Genomic DNA, 19,284 nt, shown 5'->3' on the forward strand with positions numbered 1-19,284 from the left:
TATCAAGCCTGGCAGACGCTTGATGAGCAGGTGAGCGCCATCAGCCAGCGCATGCGACACAGAATCAATGCGCATCCAAAGTGTAAAAAGCTCCAGGCGCTGGAAGGGGTTGGCGAAGTCAACGCGCTGGGATTATATCTGGCAATGGGCGATACCGGTGCCGCGTTTAAAAATGGCCGCGAGGCTGCTGCATGCATCGGTTTAACCCCGAAACAATACTCGACAGGGGGAAAAACCGTCTTGCTGGGTATCAGCAAATATATTGCCAACAAAAAGCTGCGGGCTAATCTGATACAAGGCGCGCTGGCAAAAGCCAGGGTGCTTACCTACAAAGAGCCCGAAACCCCCAAAGACATGTGGCTTAAAGCGCTGATTGAACGAAGGGGCCTGCGCCGGGCTGCTGTCGCGCTGGCGAATAAAACGGTGCGAACAGCCTGGTCAATACTGCACCACAATACAGAATACCAGGCGGTTATCTAAACAAAAAATCTTTAACACAGAGTTACTGCAACACGAAAATGCCAAAGTAAACAGGTTAGACCGACCTTCAAAAGCCTGATCATCCCGGCAGTAAGCTGATACTGATTTCGCGAATAGGCATGAAGGTGCGAATACATGCATGGACAGGGTTAGCTACCCAAATAGAGTCCGAATATACGCACGCATCAAACTTTTTACTGGGTCACAAACGTGTTGCTTAACAGGAGGAGTCCATATACGGGATGACGATGGGAAAGCGTCGGGGTGTCCAAGTGCTCCGTCATAGCGGCGTACGCCGCTATCTTCTTGGGGACCTGAGGTGTGTGTATGGGGAAAAGGAAGTCTGAGGCAAAGCCAGGAAGGCAGAGAGATCCCGACTTTCGCGGGATGACCACGGGAGAGTGTTGGGATGACGGGTTTGAACTGCGGGGTGACGGAACGAAACGTCAGGGGAGCGGGGTGTTAAATGCCGGAGGCGGCGGAGCATCAAATGCCAGGGTTTCGAATATGACCGAGACGCGGTATAGTGCTGTCCAAAGTTCTGCCCGGGATGGGGCAGGTAGGAAAAGTGCGGCGGAGAAAGGATACGTTGAGAGCAGTTCTGTATTGTTTGCTTTGGGTCATTGCCCTGCCAGCAACAGCGGTTCCGGTAAGCGCGTACATTGATGCCCGTACTCAGTTGTTGCAGTTAAGCCCCGCCGAACGTGAGCGCCACGAACATACCCGGTTGCTTTTTGCCGCCGATACTCCACTCAGCCAGTATTTCAATCTGACATCCAAAGTCTCTGCTGACGCTGGTCCTGCGCTGGTGGTGCCACAAGAGTTAATCACACAACTTACCGATCATCCGTATGTGCAGCTTGAAGCGCAAATCCTACGTCAGGGTGCGCTTATTCGCGAGCAGGAAGCTCCCGCGCTGGACCGGTTGACAGAACTGGCCGAGCAGGCCCGGGCTCAGGATTGGCCGCGGCTGGAGCGCCTGGCCACGCGAATGTCTGTGCGCCAGGCCATCTTCCATGGCTATTATTTTAGCGCCATCATGCAAATCCAAAAAGTTGTGCAAATGCTGGCACCGGGCCCGGCCCAGGCTGATCCGTTTGAGTACCGCCTGGCCGATGCCTATCTGGATCTGGCCGACATTTTTTATTATCTGGGTGATGGCAATATGTCACTAAAATATTGCCAGTTTTATCAGCAATACCCGGCACCGACCGCGGAGGCGAGGATTTCCGGTGGGCTGTGCGAAGTGCGGGCCCGTAGCCATTTGCAGCAATACAACACCCTGTGGCCATTACTGGCCAGCCTGAAACAGCAGGCCCGCCAGCATCAACTGGCAGAGCAGGAAGTCCAGCTGGCGCTGGCCACCGCCAAGGCTTACCTGAAGCAGGAAAAGTACCGCCTGGCCAACGAGTTTGCTTCTGAAGCACGCTTTGTTGCCCGCTACAATCAGCTGCGGCCGATGCCCGGCCTGGACCAGTATCATGCGGTTGAGGCCGCCGCTGCGCTGGGTCTAAAGCAATTTGAACTTGCTCAGCTGCACCTGGAGCATATGCAAGACTTGTTGCAAACCCACCGGGTCAACCAGGCTCGCTATCATTATCAACTGGCTCAGCTCGAACTGCAGGCCATGCTGTATACCCAGCAAGGGGCGTATGAGCTGGCTAACCAGCTATACCGCCAGATGCGGGCCTTGGAGAGCGCTCGACAGCAGCAGTTCGACGTATTAGAAGAAGTCTCGGCGTTCACCGACAAAATTCATCGCCAGCAATTATCTTACCTGGCATTGCAGGCCACGCTAAACGAAACCCGTTCTGACAATATGGCTACCCTGGCGGCTGTGGCCAGTGTGTTCGCCGGGATCCTATTGTTGCTATCAATGCGTTTGCTACATCAAAAAAAGCGGGTGGAGGAGTCAGTAAAAAAAGATCCGCTGACCTTGCTGGATGCCCGCTGGTACAGTTTGCAGCAACTGCAGCAGATATTGGATAGCAACCCTGAAGTGGTCAGTGTGGCATTGCTGGATATTGACCGGTTTGCCCAGGTCAACAAAGCACTGGGCTCGGTAGCCGGTGACAAGGTGCTCTCCGATGTGGCTGCGATGATCCGGGCACAGGCTGGCCCAGATGACGTGGTCGGCCGCTACGGTGGCGAGGCATTTGTGCTGGTGTTGGTCAACAAGCGGCAGCATGAAGCCGAGAATGTGGTAGAACGCTTACGGGCCCATCTTGGGCAAACCGACTTTAGCCGCGAGACCACCACAGTGCGTCTGCGCTTTTCCTGCGGGCTGGTCAGTGTGCGAGGAAAATATCATGCGGGGGCGCTGATGGAGGAATGCGAAGAACTGTTGCAAGTGGCCAAGGCCCGAGGGCGTAACCAAACCCGCAGTAAAACCGTGTAGCCGGCACCAAAGTGCCGGCGGTTAGCCTTAATCTTTAGCCATTGACTGGGCTTTGCTCGGGCGGTTGCGGGTGCAAGGTACGCTGACGCGCCGCTCTGATCAGCCAGCCACAACCGCGCTTGGCGTCTTCCAAAACTATGTACAAACAGGGCACCAGCAACAGGGTGACCAGCGTGGCGTACATCACGGCAAAGCCTAATGCCGCTGCCATGGGGATCACAAAGGCGGCCTGCAGGCTGGTTTCAAACAAGATGGGCAACACCCCGGCAAAGGTGGTGATGGAGGTCAGTGTGATCGCCCGAAACCGCGCAGTGCCAGCCAGCGCCACCGCTTCGCGGATGGAATGGCCATCGCGCCGGGCCTGGTTCACATAATCGGTCATTACCAGTGAGTCGTTGATGACCACCCCGGCCGCGGCGATGATGCCAAAAAAGGACATCATGGATAAATCCAACCCCAGCAAGAAATGGCCCCAAATTGCCCCGGTCATGCTAAAGGGAATCACTGACATGATGATAAGTGGCTGACCGTAACTTTTCAGCGGCACAGCCAACAGCACATACACCATGATCATGGCGGCAATAAAGAACATCTGCTGTTCATTTTGCTGCGCCTGTTGCTCTTCAATATCTCCGCCTAGTTGGGTCAGCACACCCGGGTAACTGGCCTGCAGTTCCGGCAGTAAGTCTTTGCGTACGGCAGCCACCGCTTCACCGGGCTCCACGGCTTCTTCATCAATGGCACCCCACACATACACACTGCGAAACCCGCCTTCACGCCGGATATAGCTGATACCCGGTGCTTCGGTCAGGCTGACCACATCGCCCAGCATTACCTCACGGCCGCCGGGTGTGCGGATCACCGAGTATTTTAGCTCGGCAAATTGCTCGCGGGTCAGTTGCGGGTAACGCACCATCACCCGCACTTCTTCGCCATTGCGGATCACGCGCTGGGCTTCGCCGCCATAAAAGCCGGCGCCCACCTGGCGAGCCACATCGGCCAGCGTCATGCCTAAGTCATAGGCCACCGGGCGCAGGGTCATCTGCACTTCCTTGCTGCTCGGGTCGATGGTGGAGCTGATATCGTACAGCCCGGCTTGTTGCTGCAGCATGGCGATAAACGCCCGGCCGGCCGCGTTAAGCTCAGCAATGTCAGCGCCGTATAACAAAAAGCCAAATTCGCCGTCGCCGCCACCACTGTTTACATCATCGGCGATGGATAAGGATTTCATGCCGGCGATTTCGGGCATGGCTTCGCGCCAGCGGCGGGCCAGTTCGAAAGTATTGAAGGGTCGTAGTGGCTCATCCACCAGCGGCACCACTACACGGCCACTGGTCCGTTCCTGATTAAACGCCAGAATATCCCGCACCATGGCCTGGCCGGTTTCCTGTTCAATCTCGGCATCTACCTGCCAGATGATGTTCTCGATGGTTTTTAGGGCATCGATGACCGCACGATCAGAAGCAGTTTCGTTCATTTCGATACGAATAGACGGAAAATCATGGGGCACTTTAGGGTTAGGCACATTACGCACATAATTGGCCATGATCAGGCCTACGCTGATCATCAGCACCACCGCAAACAAAGCCAGTACGGTATAGCGCCAGTGGGTGGCTTTGAGTACCAGGCGTTTGTAGGGGCCGTGCACAAACCCATTAAAGCGTTTATTAAAGCGCGCTCGCCACGAATGTTCGGCCACCGGCGGAAAGCGGGTATGGGCAATATGCGCCGGTAAGATCAGCTTGGATTCAATCAGGCTGAAAGCCAGACACAGGATCACCACTACCGCAATGTTATAAAAGAACGCACCATCCGGGCCACTGCTCAACGTAAACGGGGCAAATACCGCGATGGTGGTCAGTACCCCAAAGGTGGCCGGTGTGGCGACCCGTCGGGCACCGCGAATGACATTGTCCACGCCGCTACCTTTACTCTCCACCTCGGTATAAGCACTCTCGCCAATGACAATGGCATCATCCACCACAATCCCCAGCACCATGATAAAGGCAAACAACGAAAGAATGTTGACGGTCACACCAAACATCGGCATCAGCATCAATGCACCAAGAAAGCAGATGGGCAGCCCCAGCATTACCCAAAATGCCAGCCTGAAACGCAAAAACAGGGTCAGCAGCAGGGCTACCAGTAATGCCCCTTCGGCCAGGTTGGTCAGCATCATCTCCAGCCGGGCATTCAGGTAATAGGTCATATCCACCAGCACCTCGAGCGATATGCCCGTCGGCAGGGTTTTGTTGCGTGCTTCAATATACTGTTTAACCGTTTCGGCCACCGGCACCATATCCTGGGTGCGGGTAGCCCGTACGGCAATGTAGATAGCATTTTTACCCGAGTAGTTAAAATACCACTCGCCTTCGGTAAAGCCGTCTTTAATAGTGGCCACATCCGACAATAAAACCCGTGCGCCGGATTCGCCGATTTTGACCGGGATCTGGCCAAAATCCTGGCCCTGATAATACTGGTTTTCGACCCGAACGGAGATCAGCCCGGCGTCGGTACGCAGCTGTCCGGCAGACAGATTGGCCGAGTAATTACTGATGGCCTGGCGCACATCGTCGATGGTCAGATTGTATTTGCGTAGCATCATCGGCTGGATTTCGATGGCAATCTCATCAGCCGGGTCGCCCACCTCTACCAGTGACACATTGTCCAGTTGCAGCAATTCATCCTGAATTTCTTTAGCCAGTGGTTTAAGCTCGCTAAGCGGCACATCGCCCACCAGCGGCATTTCAATCACATTTTGCTGAAACTCTTCCTGCTGAATATTGACTGGCTCCATGCCGGCCGGGAAGGTGGCAATACTGTCCACCCGCAGCTTTACCTTATCCAGTACATCGGTCAACGGTGCTTTTTTGTCTATTTCCAGCGTTACCCGCCCCGAGTTGCGAAATGCCCGGGACACCACCTGTTCAATCTCGGTGACATCCTTGATGGCTTCTTCAATCTTGATCAGGATACTTTCTTCAATTTCCTGCGGGGAAGCGCCCGGGTATTGCGCGGATACTGTGATGTAGTTGAGTTCGATATTCGGGAACATCTGGCGCTGAATGGTGAGAAAGCTGACGATGCCCATCAGTAAAATAAACACCATCAACAGGTTGGCGGCCACCGAATTGCGGGCGAACCAGGCAATCAGGCCGCGGTGGGTATCTAAAGGTGTGTTCATGCCAGCCCCTTACTGTGGTTGCCGGGCAACCAGGTTGTCATCCTGGTCAGCCACTTTGACAGCCATGCCGGGCTGCGGGTATTCCGGCAGGGTCAGCACCACACTGGCATTGCTCAATTCGCCCCGAATCAAAAAATCTTTGCCGCTTTCATGCACCACATCGACCGGGCGTGAAAACAGGGTGCCATCCTCGGCCAGTAACCAAATCTGGTTTTTGGTGATAAGGGATTGTGGCACCCGGTACACACTGGTAAGGGTTTTACCGCTAAAGCTGACATTCACATAGGCGCCAAATTTAACCCGTGGCTGGCCATTGCGCAGGCCGTAGGGGTCATCAATACGTAATACCAGGTGGGTCATGCGGGTGGCTGCATCCACCAGGCCGGCTTCACGATGAATTTGCGCAGTAAAGCTGGCATCCGGGGTGGCGGCGCTGCTTATCTCAACCGGGTGTCCGGCCAGGCTGGGCGGCAACAAGGCACGATCAAAGCCGGCCACCGGGAACGTTACTTCGGCGGTTTCCACATTGTGCAGGGTAGCCGCCAGCGTACCGGTTGTGATGTATTCACCCACACCCACTTCCCGCGACACCACCAGGGCATCATACGGAGCTACCACATCGCAGTTTTTCAGGTCGCGCTGGGCAATTTTAAGCATGGCTTCGGCTGATTTAACCGCAGCGGCGGCGCTAAGTAATTGAGGCTTGCGCAAATACAGATCGCTGACCTGGCTATCGGGCAGGGTACGTGCTTCTTTGGCAGCAACATCGGCCTGGGCCTGTTCCTGAATCAGTTGGGCCTGGGCAGCGCTAAGCTGGGCTTCGGCCTGAAGCAACGCAGCTTCATAGGCATCGCGCTCAATGCTAAATAACACATCACCACGGCGCACCAGGCCACCGGTGACAAAGCTGGGGTGCCAGCCGGTAACTTCGCCGGTAACCTGGGCGGCCAGCCGGGTGGTCTCAAGCGGCGCTACTTCCCCATAGGACTGTAAGGTGACGGTATAATCTTCGGCGTTAAGGTTATCCACGGTCACCACCGGGCGGGTGTCGATTGACTCGGTAGTTTCAGGTTCCGGTGCGGTGGCGACCACGCCATAGGTAAGCGCACTGCCAGCCAGGATGGCCAGCAGTGGGACAACGATCTTTAAGCCTTTCATAAGCGTCACAATTTATTAGCGTTGAGGATATTGTACGCTTCAATACTAGGTTAATCTTTGCCCAAATGTAACGACTTATTACGAAAATTGCATGAATGTGTAAATGGCGGCGCGATTAGTTAGCCGCCGCGGTCCCGCTGTCGTTATTCTGTAAAGCCAGGCTATCCTGGGCCAGGTCTTTGGCCAGCCGGGCCACCAGCTCACGCATTTTTTCGACGGTATGGTCAAAGCCATCCTGGTCCAGTGCCACCCGATAATCAAATCGTTGCTGCACCGGGCTGCGGTTGGGCGGAAACAGCCAGTACTGGCCCTTTAACACCACATCCCCTTCGTGAGTGGCAATAAAATCATGCAATTGTAAGGTAACCCCAATCGCCTCGGCCTGCTCATACACTGACTGGGTAAACACTTCGACCTGCTGGTCGCGCCACAAACTTTCGGTCAGGGCCTGTAGCATGCCGCTGGCCAGCGGTTCGGCCCACACATGCTGGGCGGAGAAAAACACCGTGGCCGGGCCGGTTTGCATGGCCAGGCCGCGCTGTTTGAGATAATCCGGCAGAGTCAGTTTATCCATGCGCAGCTGACCACGGCTCTGGCCATCATTGGCTGGCAGCTCAAAGGCGGGCGAGTGTAGCAGATAGTAGTTCAGGCCAGCTGGGGCAGAGCTGCATCCGGCCAGCATCAGCCCGGCGAGGGTGCTCAGTATTAATCGTTTCATTAGTCTTGCTCCTTGGCGCGGGCCTGCGGTTGGCGGTCCTGCTCAGCCGGATTGGAAAACAGCAGGCTGCTGGGCCGCTGGTTAAGTTGCAACAGCAGTGGCTGCAGATTACGCATGGTTTCCTGCATGGCATCCACGGTATCCTGAATTTCGCCCTGGCTCAGGCCGCCTTCGGAATAATTGCGGATAAGGGTCGACATGTCGGTGAGCACCTGATTGAGATTACGGTTCAGCGCCTGGGTATCCAAGTCGGTCAGCACCGTTTCTACATCAGAGCTGGTTTGTTCCAGCGCATTGGCCGCGGCTTTCATATCGGCAATCACTTCGCGGGTGTCACCCACTAAGGCATCCAGCGGCAGCTGATTGATTTTATCCAGGATCGCATCGGCTTTTTGCGAGATTTGGGTAAACTCGTTCGACATGGTGGGGATCACTTCCATGCCATTGATGGTTTGCATGGTGCCGGCTTCGGCTTTGCTGGCATGATGCAGGTCTACATACAAGCCACCGGTGATCACATTGCCCATACGCAAGGTGGCGCGTAAATCCCGCTCTACCCAGTTTCGCAGGGTGCTGCGCACCGCTTCCAAGCTTTCCGGCGTGTCCTGCTCACGCACCTTGCCCGGGTAAATCTCAATCACCACCGGGATGGGGTAATCTTCGTCCAAAATGGTGCCCTGGGTCACATCGATAGCATTGATTTGCGTCACTTCGCCAATTTCGATGCCGCGGTATTCCACCGGCGCACCCACGGTGAGCCCGCGCACGGTTTCATCAATCAGCAGCAGATATTGGGCAGCCATCTTATAGCGGGTGTTGTAGGCATTGGTCTGGTCAGAATAAATGGTAAAACTGGATTCGCCGGAGACCCGCGGACCGGGGGGGGTATCTTTAGGGATCCCAAAAGTAATGCCGTTGGCCAGTAAGGTCTCTAAACTGCCGGTTTCAATTTCCACGCCGCTGGAGCGCAGGTGCAGCTTGACCCCGCTGATATTCCAAAAGCGGGTATTTTGGGTGATGAGCTTATGATAGGGAGCTTCAATAAACGCCGAATAGTACACTTTACGCTCATTGATATTAAATTCAGATTCTTCAAATTCGCCGACTTTGAAGCCTTTGTAAATGATCGGGTCGCCGGGCTTAAAGGCAAACCGGTCATCACTTTTTAGCGTCAGGTGCAGGCCCGGGGTGCCTGGTGGGGTGGCCGGAGGGCGTTCCAGCGCCACAAACTGTCGCTGGTCGGCACCTTCGTCGTTGGCCGACATGGCAATGTAACTACCGGAGATCAGGGTATTTAAGCCGGACACTTCAGAAAAGCTGATGCGCGGGGAGACCACCCAAAACTGGGTTTTATCGGTCAGCAGCCGCTCGGCGCTGGCTTCCATACGGGCGGTGATGAGTACCCCGTCCAGATCCGGTTTCAGCTCAATTTTTTTCACCTGGCCCACATCAAAATCCCGCACCTTAATGGGGGTTTTATTTACTTCGATGCCGGTGGCCGACTTCAATTCGATGGTGATCAGCGGGCCCTGATCCCGCCACTGAATGTAGACCATCCAGCCGCCCACGATGATCACCAGAATCGGTATCAACCAGATCTTGGAAATCCGCCGGGTGGACTTTAACTGCGCGTCTTCACTCATGTATTGCTTTCCTGTTTATCCAAATTAACCTCGAATCAAAGGTGATGGCGGCGACCATGGTAACAAACACCACCGCACAAAAGGCCAGTGCCGCCGGGCCCGGATACACCGCCACGGTATTGCCCAGCCGGATTAGGCCCACCAGAATGGCCACCACAAACACATCAATCATCGACCAGCGGCCGATGGCTTCGGTAACCCGGTAAAATTTAATGCGGGTGCGGCGGCGCCGGGTGTACTGGTGCTGCACACTAAAATTGAGCCACGCCAGAATGGCTATCTTGCCAATGGGCACAATCACGCTGGCCACCAAAATCACCAATGCTACCGGATATGACCCAGATTGCCAGAGGGTGACCACGCCACCAATGATGGTGCTGGGTTCGCTGGTACCAAATAACTGGGTATGCATGATGGGCAGAGTGTTGGCTGGGATATACAGCACACAGGCGGTAAGCAGCAAGGCCCAGGTGCGCTGAATGCTGGCCGAAGCGCTGTCGCGGGTGATGGGGCGGGGGGCTGGCAAACGGCCGTCAAATAACCACAGGCCTGCGCGGTTTTTATCAAAATTCAGCAGTGCCATGCTCAAACAGGCTGCAAAGCCGATAAAAGCAAAAAACGAGGTGCCAAAATTTACCTCGGCCATGGAGGTGACTTTGATCAGGCTGACCAGGGTCCCCACCATAAAGACTTCGGCCATACTCCACTGGCTTAAATTACGCACCATGTAATACAGGTGAATCAGCCACGGAGGCTTACGGTTGACCATGTAGCACAGGGATATGGCAGTCAGGCCCAGTAGCACCAGGCAGGGTATGATCAGTATCGCCAGCCCGGTGATAATGGCCAGGCCAAGATAATCCTGCTGCATCAATACATTTAAGGTGTCGGCCACATGCAAAGTGTGCTGCTGCCCATTGCTTTTGAACACCAAAAATTCATAAGGCAGGCTCAGTACCAGCAAAAATAACGCGGATACCGCAAACGCCAGGGTATGTTCAAACCCAAACCGGCGAAAGGTCAGCAGGGCATGATGGCAGGTGGGGCAAAACGCCTCCTGGCAATGATCCAGCGCCGGGATCTTTACGCTGGTGTAGCACTGGTCACAGGTAATGGTGATGGGTTGCCCCTGGTTATGCATGCAGTCTCGCTCATTTACTGTTCAATCAAGGGCATGGCGAGCCCCATGAGTCTAATCATAGAGAATATTCGTGCTGACTCCAACTGGATCAGCAAATGGGCCAGCACACCGCTGGCAATAAAAAAAGGGCCTGTCATGCGACAAGCCCTTTCTGATACGGTGCCCGCTTAAAACGCGGCGTTGCCCGGGGTACGCGGGAACGGGATCACATCGCGCACATTTTGCATCCCGGTCACATAGGCCACCAGGCGCTCAAAGCCCAGGCCAAAGCCGGCATGCGGCACAGTGCCGTAGCGGCGCAAGTCACGATACCAGGCATAGTCTTCTTTGCTTAAGCCCATTTCTTCTAAGCGGGCATCAAACACATCCAGGCGCTCTTCGCGCTGCGAGCCACCGATAATCTCACCGATACCGGGGGCCAGCACATCCATCGCCGCCACGGTTTTACCGTCGTCGTTGATGCGCATATAAAAGGCTTTGATGTCTTTAGGATAGTTTTGCATGATGATCGGCGCACCTACATGCTCTTCGGCCAGGTAACGCTCATGCTCAGAAGACAGGTCCACACCCCATTCCACCGGGAATTCAAACGATTTGCCTGACTGTTGCAGGATCTCGATGGCATCGGTGTAATCCATGCGCACAAAGTCTGAGCTAACCAGTTTTTCCAGGCGATTGACCACATCTTTGTTGATGCGCTGGGCAAAAAAGGCCATATCATCAGCACGTTCTTCCAGTACCGCCTTACACACATATTTCAGCATGTCTTCGGCCAGTTGCGCCACATCTTTGAGCTCGGCAAACGCCACCTCTGGTTCAATCATCCAAAACTCTGCCAGATGGCGTGAGGTATTGGAGTTCTCAGCACGGAATGTCGGGCCAAAGGTGTACACCTTGGACATTGCGGTACAATAGGTTTCCACGTTCAGCTGGCCGGATACGGTCAGATAGGTTTCTTTACCAAAAAAGTCTTCTTTGTAATCCACCTGGCCCTGGTCATTCATGGGCAGGTTCATCATATCGAGGGTGGAAACGCGGAACATTTCACCGGCGCCTTCGGTGTCACTGGCGGTCAGGATCGGGGTGCTGATCCAGTAGTAACCCTGCTCATGGAAAAAGCGGTGAATGGCCTGCGACAAGCAGTTACGGATGCGGGTCACCGCACCAATCACATTGGTGCGTGGGCGCAGATGCGCATATTCACGCAAATACTCAATCGAGTGGCGCTTGGCCGCCATCGGATAGGTGTCTGGGTTTTCTACCCAACCCACCACGGTCACTGACGTCGCGTCTAATTCTAACGCCTGGCCCTGGCCTTGCGATTCTTTGACAACCGCGTCCACAGACACAGAACAGCCGGTGGTCAGGCGCTGAATATCTTCATAATTGGGCAGAGAATTTAACGCGATAACCTGGACCGGATCAAAGCAGCTGCCATCGTGCACAGCAATAAACGACAAACCGGCTTTGGAATCCCGGCGTGTTCTAACCCAACCTTTTACGGTCACCGATTCGCCAACTGCGTACTTGCCGGCAAGTACGTCGACCACGGGCGCGTGCGTCATTATGTGTTCTCCGTCTGATTAATCTTTAAAGTGCGAAATCATCGCACACTCATCATAAATGTGCATCTGTTTGACTAAACCGAATGAAGGCGTGCCGCGAACAGCAGGACGATTGCCAGATTTACGCTACAGTTATTGTATAACATGTGGTTTACCCGGCTGCTGCAGAAAGAAGCCGTAAAGGTCTGCTAACCGGTTTAAGACGTTGCATGATTTCTTGCGTATTAACACGCGTTAGTATACTCAAACCTATAACGGATGCCAGAGTTCATTGAAGCAAATAACGCAAAAAAACGTGTCCCGTACAGTGTTTAACCGGCGCAGCAAACCGCGTACCCGCGATGTGTTCTATCGGTGTGTGGTGGGTATCAATGTGTTGGCCTGGAGCCTGCTGGTGGTGGCCTTTATGGTATTTCACCTGGCCCGGCCGGATTTTATCGCCGGAGTGCAGCGCTACTGGGGCATCGCAGGTAATACACAGTGGTCGTGGCCGCATCTGGAGGTGTTTTTTTTGCTGGTACAAAGTGCACTGGTGATGTCGTTGCTCACACTACTGCTGAGCATCCGCCGCAATCGTCGCCGTAACGACGATTTTGGCGTGAATGTGTATGTGTTGATGGGGATTGGGCTAGTGACCCTGGCAGTTCTGGTGCTCTCGTTCATTTAGCCCGTATTTTCTTAACCCACAAAGGCGGAATTGATCAGATACCAGGTATACACCCCGTACACCACCAAAAAGATGCCGCCTTCTAATCGGTTGAGGCGGCCCTGGCCTTTGATTCCAATACAAAATACAAACAACGCGACTGACAAGCCCAGCATCAGCAGAATGTCGCGGTAGAAAAAGCTTTGTTCGATGGGGGTAGGGTTGATCATACCGGCCAGGCCCACCACCGCTAGGGTGTTAAACATGTTGGAGCCAATCACATTACCCAGCGCCAAATCGTGTTCATTTTTGCGTACCGCCATCAGCGATGAGGCCAACTCAGGCAAGGAAGTACCGATAGCTATCACGGTCAGGCCAATGATGGTGTCACTGACGCCAAAGTACTGGGCAAATTCCACCGCGCCCCATACCAGAATGCGCGAACTGGCAATCAACAAAACCAGGCCCACCAACAGCCAGACCGTGTTCATTTTGACCGACTGATCGGCACTGTCCATCTGCTCTTTGTATTCTTCGGCTAATGCGTCGGTATTACCTTTGGCACCCTGCCAGACACTCCAGCCCATTAACACAATGAACAAGCCTAATAAGGTAAAGGCATCGTCTTTAGACAAGGTAAAATCTAACAGCATCCAGGCGGCAATAAACATAATGGCCAGCATGATAGGCAGCTCGCGGCGGATGATTTCTGAGCGCACCGCAATGGGACTAAGAACTGCCGTTAAACCCAGCACCAATGCAATATTGGCAATGTTGGAGCCAAACGCATTACCCAGCGCAATCCCCGAATTGCCCTGCATGGCGGCAAATACCGACACGATGATTTCCGGCGCGGAGGTACCAAAGCCGATGATCACCATCCCGATAATCAATGGGGCCACATTGAAATGGCGAGCGACGCCTGCTGCGCCATCCACAAATTTACCGGCACTCCACAATAACACCGGCAGCCCAACTAAAATCGCAACCGTTGCTAGTTCCATATTGACTCCTCAGAAAAACGCCGGGCACTATGCCCTTAAGCGCTATTTATACTCTTATTAAATCCACCGGGGACCGGTATGGGGTAACCAAACGCTGGCCAATGCAGGCTTAGCGCAGTTTTTAAACGTGTTTCAGTATGCTTATTTTGTACCAGATAATTTCCCGCCAGATAACGTCAGTGTATTACCCGCACAGGTCGGCCCATCATTTTTGCTCATCGTAACGATGAAAATTTACCGCTGACATTTTACTGTAAAAACCAAGGGGTTGCCGTACACTGCGAAGATAGCATACATTGACTCATGCTCTTACTTCTACAACTCCAAAATTTGAGACCCCATGCACAAAACACTCATCATTGCTGATCACACGCACCTGTTTGCGCATACTGACCTGCAGGTAATGACCTTCGATGCTTATCTGGCAAACTTCCCGAAGCTCAATGAACCCAAAACCCGGGTGATCAACCTGTGTGACACCGGCCAGTATTTGAGCCATGGCTATTATTGTTCGCTGCTGGCCCAGGCGCGCCAGCACCGGGTATTGCCTGCGGTAAACACCATCAATGATTTGCGCATGCTGGCCGACAGCGACACACCGCCACGGCTGCCTTTGCCTGAAAGCATCAGCCACCAGGATATTGTGTCGTTACCGTCCACGATTTATGTACTGTTTGGACAAACCCAGGATCAGAAGTTAGCGCCATTGGCCCAACTGGCTTTTAAACACTACCCGTGCCCCATTCTAAAACTGACCTTACACGTGGCCCCGGAAGGCGGCGCGGTAATTGGCTTTGTGGAATGTCGTGCCTGCGGCTTTTCAGAATTACCGGATAATTTGCATCGTTATGCCATCGAGCAGGTGGAAGCGTTTGCCGAAACCGCCTGGCGTGCGCCGGCCAAGGGCAAAAAAATGCGCTGGGATATGGCCATTTTGGTGGATGAGTCTGAGTCGACACCGCCCAGCGACCGTAAAGCCCTGAAAAACTTTGTCAAAGCAGCTGAGAATGTAGGCATTCATGCAGAGATTGTCAGTCACCTTAAACCGCAGGATATTGGCCACTATGATGCGCTGTTTATTCGCGAGACCACCGCCATTGAACACCATACCTACCAGCTGGCCCGCGCCGCTGAGCGTGAAGGGCTGGTGGTGATTGATGATACCCAGTCGATCCTGCGTTGCTGTAATAAGGTCTTTTTGCAGGATGCGTTTACTTACCAGCAGGTTCCGGCGCCGCAGAGCCGGTTTGTGAGCAATGCCGATGCGCAAACCTGTAAACAGCTGGTGGCAGAGCTGGGCTTACCGCTGGTATTAAAATTACCGGAAAGCTCGTTCAGCCGCGGCGTCTACAAGGTTGAGCACGCTGAAAAACTGCAGGATAAACTGCACAGCATGCTGGAAGAATCTGCGCTGGTGCTGGTACAAGAATATATCTTTACCGAATTTGACTGGCGCATTGGTGTGCTGGGCGGCAAGCCAATTTATGCGTGTAAATATTTTATGGCCCGTGATCACTGGCAGATCTACAACCACAAAGGTGAACAATTTGACTCTGGCGGCTTTAGCACCATGGCCACCTTTGAAGTGCCCAAACCAGTATTACAGGCTGCGGTAAAAGCTGCCCGCGCGGTGGGCAACGGGCTGTACGGGGTGGACATCAAACAAAAAGGCAATGATGTGTTTGTGATTGAAGTGAATGACAACCCCAGTATTGATGCCGGTGTAGAAGACAAATATTTAGGCAAAGCTTTGTACGAACTGATAATGCAGGAGTTTGTTGATCGCCTGGAACAACGGGGCCGTTGATGGAGCAAACTGTGTCGTCGGTGGTCATCAGTGAAGCTGTGCCAGAAGATATTGATGCATTATGGGCGCTGGAACAGCGCTGCTTTAGCAGCGATCGGTTAAGCCGTCGCCGCATGCGTTACTATGCCCAGGCCAGCCATGCTGAATTTGTGGTGGCGCGCCATGCCCAGCATGTCGTGGGCTATGCGTTACTCTTGTGCCGGCGCGGCACTCAACTAACCCGCTTGTATTCCATAGCGGTGGATCCAGATGCCCGCGGCCTGGGTGTGGCCGGTTCATTGTTACGTGCGCTAGAAGAGAGGGCGCTGTTGCGGGGAAAGCCGTTTATGCGTCTGGAAGTGGCGGTGGACAATCAGCCAGCCATTGCGCTGTATAAAAAAATGGGGTTTAAGCAGTTCGGTATGTATAGCCATTATTATGAAAACGATGCCGATGCGCTGCGTATGCAAAAAGCCCTACACTGGCCAGCACAGGTCGTAGCGCGCCATCCCTACCCCTGGTACCGGCAAACCACCGAATTTACCTGCGGACCGGCAGCGCTGATGATGGCAATGGCGGCGCTGGAGCCAGATTACACCATGACCCAGCATGACGAGCTGGCTATCTGGCGCCAGGCTACCACCATTTTTATGACCTCCGGGCATGGCGGGTGTCATCCTATTGGGCTGGCACTGGCGGCGCAGGATAAAGGCTTTGTACCATCCGTGTGGCTTAACCAGCCATTACCGCTATTTACCGACGGCGTGCGCAGTGAACATAAAAAGCACATCGTTGAACTGGTGGAACTGGAGTTTGCCGAACAGGCGGCTGCACAGGCCATTCAGGTACAGGAATTTGCGTGGCAGTTGGACGATCTAACGGCCGCGCTGGCGCAAAACCACACAGTGGTGTGCTTAATCAGCACCTATCAGTTTGATAAGCGTAAAGCCCCGCACTGGGTGGTGGTTACCGGTATCGATGACACTTGCGTGTATATCCACGATCCGGATCCGCTGGAAGATGATGAAAACCCGGTCAATTTCCAGCATATCCCGGTGGCTCGCGAAGACTTTTTACGCTTAGCCAGCTATGGCAAACGGAAAATTCGCACCGCACTGGTGCTAGCCCCGGCCTGACCGGGGCGCGCCAGACGGTGTCGATTCTCAAATGCCAATAGCCTCGGCGTTAAAGCAACGCGTTGGCGTAAATGCTTAGCGGCTGCTGACACGCCGGTTGAAGTCTTTTAACGAGTCCACCAGCGCGGTGAGCTCATTATTGCTGCCACGGTAGGCTGCCGGTTTGGTAAAACGCGAGCCCTTAATGGCCCGGTCAAACGGATGGCTCGGGTCAAAATCGGTAGTCCGCTGTTGTAGTTTTGTCCATTCGCTGTGTAAAGACGCAGGAATAGCATGACGCTTGGCGACCAATTTGTCTCTTAATTGCAACGCCTGTCCAATCAATAAGGTGTTGTCATGTTTCATAGTACAACCTATTTTGTCGCGGTAAATCAACAAGCTGGATGGCTAATAAAAATACAACCAAATATTTTACTTACCATCTGCCTGGTCCCATTAGATTTTTTGCAAAATCAATACCGGCTGTCACAAATTGTTAAAAAACTGACATAAAGGCTTGTTCTAGGGGAAAAAGACCTGTCTGCTGAAAAAGGATGAGGCAAAACCGACGGCGTAAAGGTTACAGACCCGTGTAAGATCGTTAATGGCGGTGGGCAAACCGAATCGGTTTTTTGCGAAGCCGGCTCACGCCTTTTACACACAAAGCGGGTGACCATAATAAGAGGTTGACGAGTATTGCCAGTACCAGGCTGAAACCGACCGCTGCCGGCACCAGTGGCACTGAAGGTGAAAAATTACGGGCCACCTGCCGTAACGTTGTATAGCGGGCCGGCTGAAACATGTACCACGCCTGCTCAAAATAATTGCCCTGCTGCAGGGTGGCCAGGCCGCTGCGCAGTTCCTCCAGTTGGGCTAACTGGCCCGCTTTGTTGCGGGCATCCTCACGCACCAGCGCATCTTCATTTTTCTGCAGCGCCTTGACCATTGCTTCTACATCACTGTAGCCAAACTGGCGGGCCAGGGTGCGATATTCGTTCACCGTCTGTACCCGCGTATCATACGCCCCGCTTAAATACTGCCGATAGTGGTCTGCCAAAATCGGAATTTGCAACGCGGCCACAAACACCGCTGCAAAAATGATTTTGTCGACCACATTCACCAGAATTTTCATACCTATCGGATTCCCGTTGTGCCGCTTCAGGTTCGGGCCAGCGCATCGTAAATGGCGTTGGTCAAGCGGCTAAGTTGTTCAGGTTCAATGATATACGGTGGCATGATGTACACTAGTTTATTAAACGGGCGGATCCACACGCCGGCCTTTACAAATAAACGCTGCAGGCGGGCCACATCCACCGGCTGGTGGGTCTCCACCACACCAATGGCGCCCAGCACCCGCACATCCTTAACGCAGTCTAACTGTACACAGCGGGGCAACTCTTCGTGCAACTGCTGCTCAATCTGCGCCACCTGCCGAGCCCAATGGCCTTCTTCCAGCAGGCTCAGGCTGGCATTAGCCACCGCGCAGGCCAGCGGGTTGCCCATATATGTTGGACCATGCATGAACACTCCCGGTTCACCCTGGCACACGCCCTGGGCCACATCTTCGGTACACAGGGTGGCGGCCAGGGTCATGTAGCCGCCAGTGAGGGCCTTGCCTACACACATTATATCCGGGCTAATGTGCGCGTGTTCACAGGCAAACAATTTGCCGGTGCGGCCAAAGCCGGTGGCAATTTCATCGCAAATCAACAGCACATCATAGGTATCACACAATTGACGGCAGCGTTTGAGATATTCGGGGTGATAAATGCGCATACCACCGGCGCCCTGGACCACCGGTTCGATGATAAGTGCGGCCATTTCATGATGATGTTGGGCAAATAATTCTTCCAGCGGTAGAATATCGTCTTCGCTGAAGGTCTGGCCAAAGCGGGTTTGCGGCGCCGGGGCAAACAATTGCGGCGTCAGCACGTTGGCAAACAGGCTGTGCATGCCATTAACCGGATCGCATACCGACATTGCGGCAAATGTATCGCCATGGTAGCCATTGCGCGGCGTCACAATCTTGTGTTTATCCGGCATGCCCTGGCAGGCCCAGTATTGCAGCGCCATTTTCAGCGCCACTTCAACCGACACTGAGCCCGAATCCGCCAAAAAGACCCGCTCCAGCCCGGCCGGTGCCAGCTTGAGTAATCGCCGGCAGAGGCTAACAGCCGGATCATGGGTCAGCCCACCAAACATCACATGGGAAAAGGCATCGATTTGCGCGTGCGCGGCGGCATTTAGCGTTGGGTGATTGTAACCGTGGATGGCGGCCCACCAACTGGACATGCCGTCCACTAACTGCTCACCACTGGCCAGTTCAATGATTGGCCCTTTTGCCCCGGTCACTTCGTAGCAGGGCAGGGGGTTGATGGCGGAGGTATACGGATGCCAGATATGACGTCTATCAAATTCAGTATTGTTCAAAATATAACCACTGGTA

Annotated in this window: 15 protein-coding genes; 5 read left to right on the plus strand and 10 right to left on the minus strand. The window is 53.9% G+C overall.

Going from position 1 to position 19,284, the window contains the following annotated elements; translation table 11 throughout:
- Positions 1 to 480, plus strand: a 480-nt coding sequence (locus ACTUJZ_RS00005; protein WP_463634222.1) for a transposase, incomplete at its 5' end; no start/stop codon positions are given.
- A gap of 610 nt (positions 481 to 1,090) precedes the next feature.
- Positions 1,091 to 2,878, plus strand: a complete 1,788-nt coding sequence (locus ACTUJZ_RS00010; RefSeq protein ID WP_463634223.1) for a GGDEF domain-containing protein — start codon at positions 1,091 to 1,093, stop codon at positions 2,876 to 2,878.
- A gap of 34 nt (positions 2,879 to 2,912) precedes the next feature.
- Here ACTUJZ_RS00010 and ACTUJZ_RS00015 read toward each other — a convergent pair whose 3' ends face one another.
- The 6 genes from ACTUJZ_RS00015 to asnS form a co-directional block, all read right to left on the minus strand.
- Complete coding sequence (locus tag ACTUJZ_RS00015; protein ID WP_463634225.1) at positions 2,913 to 6,062, minus strand: efflux RND transporter permease subunit; 3,150 nt, start codon at positions 6,060 to 6,062, stop codon at positions 2,913 to 2,915.
- 9 nt (positions 6,063 to 6,071) lie between these two features.
- A complete protein-coding gene (locus tag ACTUJZ_RS00020; RefSeq protein WP_463634226.1) occupies positions 6,072 to 7,220 on the minus strand; it encodes an efflux RND transporter periplasmic adaptor subunit in 1,149 nt (382 codons plus the stop codon).
- 115 nt (positions 7,221 to 7,335) lie between these two features.
- The gene (locus ACTUJZ_RS00025; protein ID WP_463634227.1) at positions 7,336 to 7,938 is read right to left on the minus strand and encodes a PqiC family protein; all 603 of its coding nucleotides are present in this window, start codon (positions 7,936 to 7,938) and stop codon (positions 7,336 to 7,338) included.
- Positions 7,938 to 9,581 carry an intermembrane transport protein PqiB gene (gene pqiB, locus ACTUJZ_RS00030; RefSeq protein ID WP_463634228.1) on the minus strand — a complete coding sequence of 548 codons (1,644 nt, stop codon included), beginning with the start codon at positions 9,579 to 9,581 and terminating at the stop codon, positions 7,938 to 7,940. Before pqiB ends, ACTUJZ_RS00025 begins: the two co-directional genes overlap by 1 nt.
- Complete coding sequence (locus ACTUJZ_RS00035; protein WP_463634229.1) at positions 9,574 to 10,722, minus strand: paraquat-inducible protein A; 1,149 nt, start codon at positions 10,720 to 10,722, stop codon at positions 9,574 to 9,576. The genes pqiB and ACTUJZ_RS00035 overlap by 8 nt, the downstream gene beginning before the upstream one ends.
- A 167-nt stretch (positions 10,723 to 10,889) precedes the next feature.
- Positions 10,890 to 12,287 (minus strand): asparagine--tRNA ligase, encoded by a 1,398-nt coding sequence (asnS, locus tag ACTUJZ_RS00040; protein ID WP_463634230.1) that lies wholly within the window; start codon positions 12,285 to 12,287, stop codon positions 10,890 to 10,892.
- 295 nt (positions 12,288 to 12,582) lie between these two features.
- On the opposite strand from asnS, the gene ACTUJZ_RS00045 reads away from it, so the two are divergent.
- Positions 12,583 to 12,954, plus strand: coding sequence for a hypothetical protein (locus tag ACTUJZ_RS00045; RefSeq protein WP_463634231.1), 372 nt, complete (start codon positions 12,583 to 12,585; stop codon positions 12,952 to 12,954).
- A gap of 11 nt (positions 12,955 to 12,965) precedes the next feature.
- Here ACTUJZ_RS00045 and ACTUJZ_RS00050 read toward each other — a convergent pair whose 3' ends face one another.
- A complete protein-coding gene (locus tag ACTUJZ_RS00050; protein ID WP_463634232.1) occupies positions 12,966 to 13,937 on the minus strand; it encodes a calcium/sodium antiporter in 972 nt (323 codons plus the stop codon).
- A 340-nt stretch (positions 13,938 to 14,277) separates the two neighbouring features.
- On the opposite strand from ACTUJZ_RS00050, the gene ACTUJZ_RS00055 reads away from it, so the two are divergent.
- Positions 14,278 to 15,744, plus strand: a complete 1,467-nt coding sequence (locus ACTUJZ_RS00055) for a RimK family protein (protein WP_463634233.1) — start codon at positions 14,278 to 14,280, stop codon at positions 15,742 to 15,744.
- Positions 15,744 to 16,859, plus strand: a complete 1,116-nt coding sequence (locus tag ACTUJZ_RS00060) for a peptidase C39 family protein (RefSeq protein ID WP_463634234.1) — start codon at positions 15,744 to 15,746, stop codon at positions 16,857 to 16,859. The genes ACTUJZ_RS00055 and ACTUJZ_RS00060 overlap by 1 nt, the downstream gene beginning before the upstream one ends.
- A 75-nt stretch (positions 16,860 to 16,934) precedes the next feature.
- On the opposite strand, the gene ACTUJZ_RS00065 is transcribed toward ACTUJZ_RS00060, so the two are convergent.
- The 3 genes from ACTUJZ_RS00065 to bioA all read right to left on the minus strand — a co-directional run bounded on the left by ACTUJZ_RS00065 (position 16,935) and on the right by bioA (position 19,268).
- A complete protein-coding gene (locus ACTUJZ_RS00065; RefSeq protein WP_463634235.1) occupies positions 16,935 to 17,204 on the minus strand; it encodes a hypothetical protein in 270 nt (89 codons plus the stop codon).
- Between the two features lie 235 nt (positions 17,205 to 17,439).
- On the minus strand, positions 17,440 to 17,970 hold the full coding sequence (locus tag ACTUJZ_RS00070; protein WP_463634236.1) for a DUF2937 family protein: 531 nt from the start codon (positions 17,968 to 17,970) through the stop codon (positions 17,440 to 17,442).
- Positions 17,971 to 17,996: 26 nt separating this feature from the next.
- A complete protein-coding gene (bioA, locus tag ACTUJZ_RS00075; RefSeq protein WP_463634237.1) occupies positions 17,997 to 19,268 on the minus strand; it encodes an adenosylmethionine--8-amino-7-oxononanoate transaminase in 1,272 nt (423 codons plus the stop codon).
- Between the last annotated feature and the right edge of the window lie 16 nt (positions 19,269 to 19,284).

Source organism: Alteromonas sp. WD8-37 (assembly GCF_055326825.1).